Genomic DNA, 6,684 nt, shown 5'->3' with positions numbered 1-6,684 from the left:
CCTTGCTGGCGCCGGTGACGATGACCGATTTCCCCTTGAGCGATGCTCCCAGCATGATGCGCTTCCTCCGACTTGTGTGGTCCGGGCCCTCGTGTTCCGGGGCAGGTGCGACAACGCTATCAGAGGAGCCGCTCCCCGCCGTCAGCACGAGGCAGGCGGTGGTGGCCTTCTCCGCGAAGTCGGCCGACCAGGGCAACTCCTGGACAAGCCCTGGCGCCAGCGCCTGCCTCGTCCGTAGGGACAGCGTCCGGAAGTGTCGGCATCGTGCCTCGGGGTGATTCTCCGGCTGGAGCGCGAGGTGCGGCGGCGCGGACGGGGGGGGTTGCACCGGAAACGTGAATCCCCCAGGGTGGACGGACCCGCGCCCCCGTCCCCTCGCGGGTTTCCCAGGAGTCCATCTCATCATGTTGCGCCTGCTGTGCGCCGCCCTGAGTGCGGCCCTCCTCGTCGCGTGCTCGAGCGATCCGGATCCGAATCCGCCCCACACGCCCGATGGCTCGACGCCGCCGTGTGTCCCCACCACCTGCGAGGCACGAGGTGCCCACTGCGGCACGGTGCCCGACGGATGTGGCGGCACGCTGTCGTGTGGCACCTGCCAGAACGGACAGTCCTGTGGCGGCGGCGGTACTCCGAACGTGTGCGGCGAGGGCGCCTGCATCCCGAGGAGCTGCGAGGCGCTCGGCAAGAATTGCGGCCAGGTCTCCGACGGCTGTGGAGAGACGCTCGAGTGCGGCACCTGCCTGGGTGGACAGACCTGCGGCGGTGGCGGCAGTCCGAACGTGTGCGGCGAGAGCTGCACCCCGAAGAGCTGCGAGACGCTCGGCCGCAACTGCGGTGAGGTGAGCGATGGCTGCGGCGGCACCCTCTCGTGCGGCACCTGCGCGGACGGCTTCACCTGCGGCGGCGGCGGCACCGAAGGGGTGTGCGGCAAGCCCTGCGCGGCCTGCCCCGCCGGCTTCACCTGCGACGGACAGGGCACCTGCATAGAGGGCAACCCCCTGCAGCTCGCCCTCGACGTGCAGGTTCTCGGGGTCTCGGGCCGGGTGACCCACAACGGCGCGCTGCCCCGGACGAGCGAGGCGTGCACGAGCGGGCGCATCGCGCTGCGGGTGCACTTCAAGAATCAGGCGGGGACCCCGGCCTTCTCGCTCGATGTGCCCTGCGACAGCACCGACTTCTCGTTCGCCGGGCGGCTCTCGCCGGGCACCTACGACGTCGCGGTGGAGAACGTCTTCCACATCTCCACGTCCCCCTACGGCTACGCGATGGAGCTGCCACGGCTCAGCACGCCCATCCTGGTGCGAAAGGGGCTCGTGCTCTCGGCGGACGCCGAGCTCGTCCTGGACGTGAAGTCCGTCCCGGTGGGCGGCCAGGTGCTCCTCAACGGGGTGCTGCCCCAGAAGAACGCGGCCTGCGACAGCGACAATGAAGCCCTGTTGGTCTCCTTCACCGACAAGACCAGCGGGGGAGAGCTCTCCGCCTGGGTGCCGTGCACGACGAGCGACTTCACCTTCGCCACCCACGTCGTGCCGGGGACCTACCGGGTGAGCGTCAGGCACTGGGAGCGCTCCTTCGATGAGTACGGCACGGATTTCCCCCGGACGGATACGCCGTACACCGTGTTCGAGATGCTCACCATCCATGAAGCGATGCCCTCGCTCACGCTCGACGTGCTGGCGGTGCCGGTGAGTGGCACCCTCACCCTCAATGGGCGGCTCCCCCAGAAGAAACCGGACTGCACGGGCAGCACCAGCGCGGTCTATGTCTCCTTCTGGGAGCCGGCGAAGCAGCACAGCTTCTTGCACGTGATTCCGTGCTCCTCGAGCGACTTCTCCTTCGCGCTGACGGTCTACCCAGGGACCTACGACGTGCTCGTCACCAATCCCTCCGGGCTCGACGACTTCAGGACGGACCTGCCGGCCACCGACGACTCCCACCCGGTGCTACAGAGGTTGCCGCTCACGGCGCCAGCCACCGGGCTCGCGCTCGACGTGAAGGCGGTGCGGGTGACCGGACAGGTGCTCCTGAATGGGGAGCCGCCACGGAAGAGCGCCAGCTGCACGAGCGGACGTGACGCGCTCTGGCTGTGGTTCTACGAGGAGGATACGAGCGACTCGGTCCACGTGAGGATTCCCTGCTCGGCCAGCGACTTCTCCTTCGACACCTGGCTCTACCCGGCGAGCTACCGGGTGTACGTGGGCAACCAGGACTACTCGACCGGCTGGGCGACGAACCTGCCCACGGAAGGCCTGCTGCTCGTACGCTCGGCGCTCCCCGTGACCGATGGGCCTCTCGCGCTGCCGCTCGATGTCCGCACGGTCGCGGTGTCGGGCAAGCTCACCCAGAACGGCGCCGTGCCAGTGAAGGGCGAGGCCTGCACCACCGGACGCGACGCCGCCACGCTGAGCTTCGTGGGGAGCGGTGGCGTGGAATCCAAGGTCAGCGTGCCCTGCTCCTCACCGGACTTCTCCTTCTCGGCCACGCTCGTCGAAGGGACCTACAAGGTGTACGTGCAGAACGGCCGGTACACGGTCTCGGAGCCACTCGGCTGGACGAGCGGCCTGCCCCAGACGGACAGCAAGCTCGAGGTGGCGTCCGTGACGCTGGGCTCGCCCACGCACAACCTCGTCCTCGACGTGCCGAGCGCCCAGCTCACGGGGCGGTTGACGGTGGAGGGCCTCGCCCCGAGGAAGTCGGCGGCTTGCACGAGCACGCGCTCGGCGGTCACCGTGGACCTCCACGAGAAGACGCGCGGCCTGGACTTCCCGGTGGTGGTGCCGTGCTCGGCCACCGACTTCGCCTTCACGCGCACGCTCGTGCCAGGCACCTACGTCCTCACCGTGCGGAACACGGAGCACACCGGCTCGCCAGCGGGCTTCGCGACGAACCTCGGGCACTCCGCGGCTCCCTACCCACTGCGCGACGGACTCGCCGTCACCCGGGGGGCCACGCTTCACGAGACGTTCGACATCGACGTGGTGTCCGTCGCGGGCACAGTGAAGCTCGAGGGGCGCCTGCCCCAGGAGAACGCCGCGTGTACGGACGCTCGTAACGCCGTCCGGGTCACATTCACCGAGCTTGCCGGCGGCCCCGCCTCCTACGTCGACATCCCCTGCACCACGAGCACGTTCGCCTTCGACAGCGTTCTCTACGCGGGCACCTACCAGGTGGGCGTCGCGAACATGACCCACTGGTCGTCACCGGCCGGCTGGACCACCAACCTCCCCGAGAGCAGCGAGCCGGCCATCGTCACCCCGAGGGTTCGGCTCCAGTAGCGGGCCCATCCGAGGCTCGCGAAGAAGACCCGGAGGCCCTGCCGGTCCACGCAGGGCCTCCGGGCCAAGGGCTGGCAGCGCTCGGTTTTAGGAGTGGGTTCGACTCAAGGCGGCGGGCAACTTCGATTGGAGGCGGCGGGAATCGAAGCCGCCACTTTCGACTCCCTCCCGCGTGACGCCTAGCGGCCGTCGCGAGCCACGGCGCTGCCGAGCAGGCCGCGGGCCCGGGCCACGAGCTTCGTGAACTCCTCGCGGTCCGCCTGGCCATCGGTGGCGCCCTCGGCGAGCTTCTGCACCGTGGCGAGGTTCCACCCCTGGGCGCTCGCGCTGCCGCGCAGCACGTCGGCCGTGGAGGCCACCGCCAGGGCGAAGCGGAAGTCCGTCGAGGCCGTGTCGAGCGAGGCGCGCATCATCCGCTGCTCGAAGGGGAAGGCCTGCTCGGCGGCCTCGGTGCCGTTGGGGGCCTTGGCGCGGATGCGCACCGTGCCCAGTGGCGCCTTCTCGCCCGACAGCTCCACCTCGTACATCGCCGTGACACTGTGGCCCGCGCCAATCTCGCCCGCGTCCACCTTGTCATCGCGGAAGTCCTTGTCGGCGATGTCCCGGTTCTCGTAGCCCACCAGCCGGTAGCGGCGCACCACCTTCGGGTCGAACTCCACCTGCACCTTCACGTCCTTGGCGATGACCTCCAGCGTGCCGGTGAGCTGCGTCTCGAAGACCTTCTTCGCCTCCTTGAAGCTGTCGATGTAGAAGCAGTTGCCGTTGCCCTTGTCGGCCAGCTTCTCCATCAGGTCATCGCGGTAGTTGCCCATGCCGAAGCCGATGGCGGACAGGGTGACGCCCTCCTTCACGAAGCCCTGGATGCTGTTGAGCATGGTGTCCGCGGAGACGTTGGGGCCGATGTTGGCGTCACCGTCCGTGAGCACCACCACGCGCGCCACCGTGTTGCCCGACGCCTTCTTCACCGCGTGCCGGTACGCCATCTCCATGCCCGAGCCCATGGCCGTGCCGCCGCCGGACTCCAGCCCGTCGATGGCCTTGTAGATACGCTCCAGGTCGGTGGCCGGCGTGGGCGAGAGCACGTCCCGGGTGCTGCCCGCGTAGGTGACGAGCGCCACCGTGTCGTTCTCGTTGAGGTTCTTCACGGCCAGCTTCATCGCCTCCTTGGCCAGCGGCAGCTTGTCCTGCTGGTTCATGGAGCCGCTGGTGTCCACCAGGAAGACGAGGTGCGCGGGCTTGCGCTGCGAGCGCGAGACGACCTTGCCCTGCACGCCCACGCGCACGAAGTGGCGGTTGGCGGCGAAGGGGGAGGGCGCTCCCTCGAGGTGCACCGTGAAGGCGCCCCGCTCGGGCGGGGTGTAGCGGTACTTGAAGTAGTTGACGAACTCCTCGACGCGGACGGCCGCGTGCGGAGGCAGGGCACCCTGGTTGAGGTAGCGGCGCGACACCGCGTAGGACGCCGTGTCCACGTCCACCGCGAAGGTGGAGAACCGATCCGCGGCCGTCTCGGTGAAGGCGTTGGCGGCGTGCGCGGTGAAGCTGTTGCCCTGGGTCTCGGGCTCCGGCGGCTGCGCTCTCATGTCCTTCGGCGGCGCCACCTGCATCGGCGGGGGCGCGGGCGGAGGCGCGATGGGGGTGGCGGCGGCCACCCGGCCCATGGGCTCGGCGCGCTTCATTGCCTCATGCGCCACGGGGCCTCCTGCCCCCGCGGTGGAGGGGGCCGGCTTCGCGGGAGCGGCCCTCGCGGGGAGCTCGGCCGGCTTGGCGTCGTCGACGTCAACCTCCGACTCCACCATGGGCTCCGGGACCGGTGCGTCGGCGCGAGGCGCGCCTTCCTCCTTGGGGGCACTCTGTTTGGACTGCCACTCGACGGACTGCGCGGCCTCCCCGGTGCTCTTGGGGGAGGACATGCACCCGGGGACGAGGCTCAGGGCGAGGGCGGCGCTCCCCCAGCGGGACAGGCGGTTCTGCTTGGACGAGGACATGGGCGCTCCGGTTGTTTCCGTGGGAACGGACGCTCGGAACGCACCAGCCGCGACTTCGGTCTAACGGGACCTCGCGAATTTTTCTCCGAAGCCCCCGGGGAGTGTCTCCGCCAGGAAGCGGACCCCCCGGCGCACGGCGCTCAGGGCCGGATCCACCGCGACGCACAGCCCGTACGTCAGTCCAATGAGCGCCCCCGTCAGCAGCGCGTACTGCCCCCAACCGCTCCGGTTGCCCCACACCACCTCGAAGGAGAAGCCGAAGACGTGGAAGTACAGCAGCGCCTCGTGGAAGAAGTACGCGGACATGGAGGCGGTGCCGAACGTCTCCACGAAGCGGCGCACGCGCGAGGGCGCGGCATCCGAGGCCATCCGCCACTCCAGTCCCACCAGCCCGAGCAGCACGAGACATACCCACATCCACCGGGTGCCCGCGTGGGAGGGATTGGTGACGAAGAAGCGGTGCTCCGGGTAGAGGTCGCGGAGGGGCTCGGCGGCCAGCTTGCCCACGAGCCCGAGCGCGATGAGGAAGAGCAGCGCCCGGACGAGCCCAGCGCGGCCCTGCTCTCCGGCCACGGCCCCGGCATAGGCCCCGAGCCAGGTGAAGCCGAGCCACGGCAGCAGGGGGAACACGGCCCCGGTGGACTTGTTGAGCACGTACGCCCAGGGCCCGGTCACGGCCTCGCCGAGCGGCGAGAGGAAGAAGGTGATGAGGGCCAGGGCCAGGGCCACGCCCCGCAGCACCCGGGGGCGCGAGGCCAGTCCGGCGGCGACGGGCAGGACGATCATCAGCGACAGGCCCACGCAGTGGAGGATGTCCAGGCGCACCAGCCAGCGGGGCTCGCGGAAGAGGGGAAACCACATCCAGTTGACCAGCGTGGCCACGCCGAGCACCTGGGCGGCTCGCTTCAGGTTGCGCCCGAGCCGCTGGCCCCGCTTGCCTCCCGCCGCGCTGCGTACCAGCAGCAGCGCGAGCGCGAAGCCCGCCGAGAAGAGGAACGCGGGGGCCACCAGCCCGTCGAGCTCGAGCAGGAACCTCGTCGTGTCGCTCTTCCGCAGCTCGGGGCGCAGCAGCACCAGCGCGTGGCACTGCACCATGAACAGCACCGCGACGCCGCGCAGCCAGTCGATGGCGCGGACGCGCTCCTGGAGAGGGGCGGGGTTCATGGCTGGCAAGAGAGCCCCGGCTCGGGGGCTTCGGCGTCCTGGTGCTTCAACAGGCAGCGCACGGCCCGCGGGTCCACCGTGTCCGACACCCAGGAGCGTCGCCAGAGCAGGGCGGCCACGCGGTTGGGGATGCGCGAGTCCGGGGCGACCACGGCGCGCAGCCCCGCGTCCTGCCGGAGCGCATCCAGTGAGGCCACGATCTCGGGGCAGCCCTCGGGGCAGTTGTAGAGGAAGACGGCGTGGCCGTGCTCCAGGTTGTG

General features: G+C 70.0%; 4 protein-coding genes. 1 reads left to right on the top strand and 3 read right to left on the bottom strand.

The genetic code is table 11. The features are described 5' to 3' along the window. Positions 1 to 404 precede the first annotated feature (404 nt). On the top strand, positions 405 to 3,275 hold the full coding sequence (locus VF697_RS26900) for a hypothetical protein (protein WP_331099583.1): 2,871 nt from the start codon (positions 405 to 407) through the stop codon (positions 3,273 to 3,275). Positions 3,276 to 3,454: 179 nt separating this feature from the next. Here VF697_RS26900 and VF697_RS26895 read toward each other — a convergent pair whose 3' ends face one another. The 3 genes from VF697_RS26895 to VF697_RS26885 all read right to left on the bottom strand — a co-directional run. Then, positions 3,455 to 5,260 carry a vWA domain-containing protein gene (locus VF697_RS26895; protein WP_331099582.1) on the bottom strand — a complete coding sequence of 602 codons (1,806 nt, stop codon included), beginning with the start codon at positions 5,258 to 5,260 and terminating at the stop codon, positions 3,455 to 3,457. 60 nt (positions 5,261 to 5,320) lie between these two features. Continuing rightward, positions 5,321 to 6,424, bottom strand: a complete 1,104-nt coding sequence (locus tag VF697_RS26890) for a heparan-alpha-glucosaminide N-acetyltransferase domain-containing protein (RefSeq protein WP_331099581.1) — start codon at positions 6,422 to 6,424, stop codon at positions 5,321 to 5,323. Further along, the coding region (locus tag VF697_RS26885; protein ID WP_331099580.1) for a DUF3105 domain-containing protein at positions 6,421 to 6,684 on the bottom strand (264 nt) is incomplete at its 5' end. The genes VF697_RS26890 and VF697_RS26885, both read right to left, overlap by 4 nt.

The sequence above is a fragment of the Archangium sp. genome (assembly GCF_036388035.1).
In the GTDB taxonomy this organism is placed as follows: domain Bacteria; phylum Myxococcota; class Myxococcia; order Myxococcales; family Myxococcaceae; genus Archangium.
The sequence above is the reverse complement of the archived record's forward strand: the minus strand, read 5'-3'. Positions and strand labels throughout refer to the sequence as shown.

Coding starts and splice junctions, on each gene's coding strand:
- VF697_RS26900 (WP_331099583.1), top strand. CDS start 405: ATGTTGCGCCTGCTGTGCGCCGCCCTGAGTGCGGCCCTCCTCGTCGCG.
- VF697_RS26895 (WP_331099582.1), bottom strand. CDS start 5,260: ATGTCCTCGTCCAAGCAGAACCGCCTGTCCCGCTGGGGGAGCGCCGCC.
- VF697_RS26890 (WP_331099581.1), bottom strand. CDS start 6,424: ATGAACCCCGCCCCTCTCCAGGAGCGCGTCCGCGCCATCGACTGGCTG.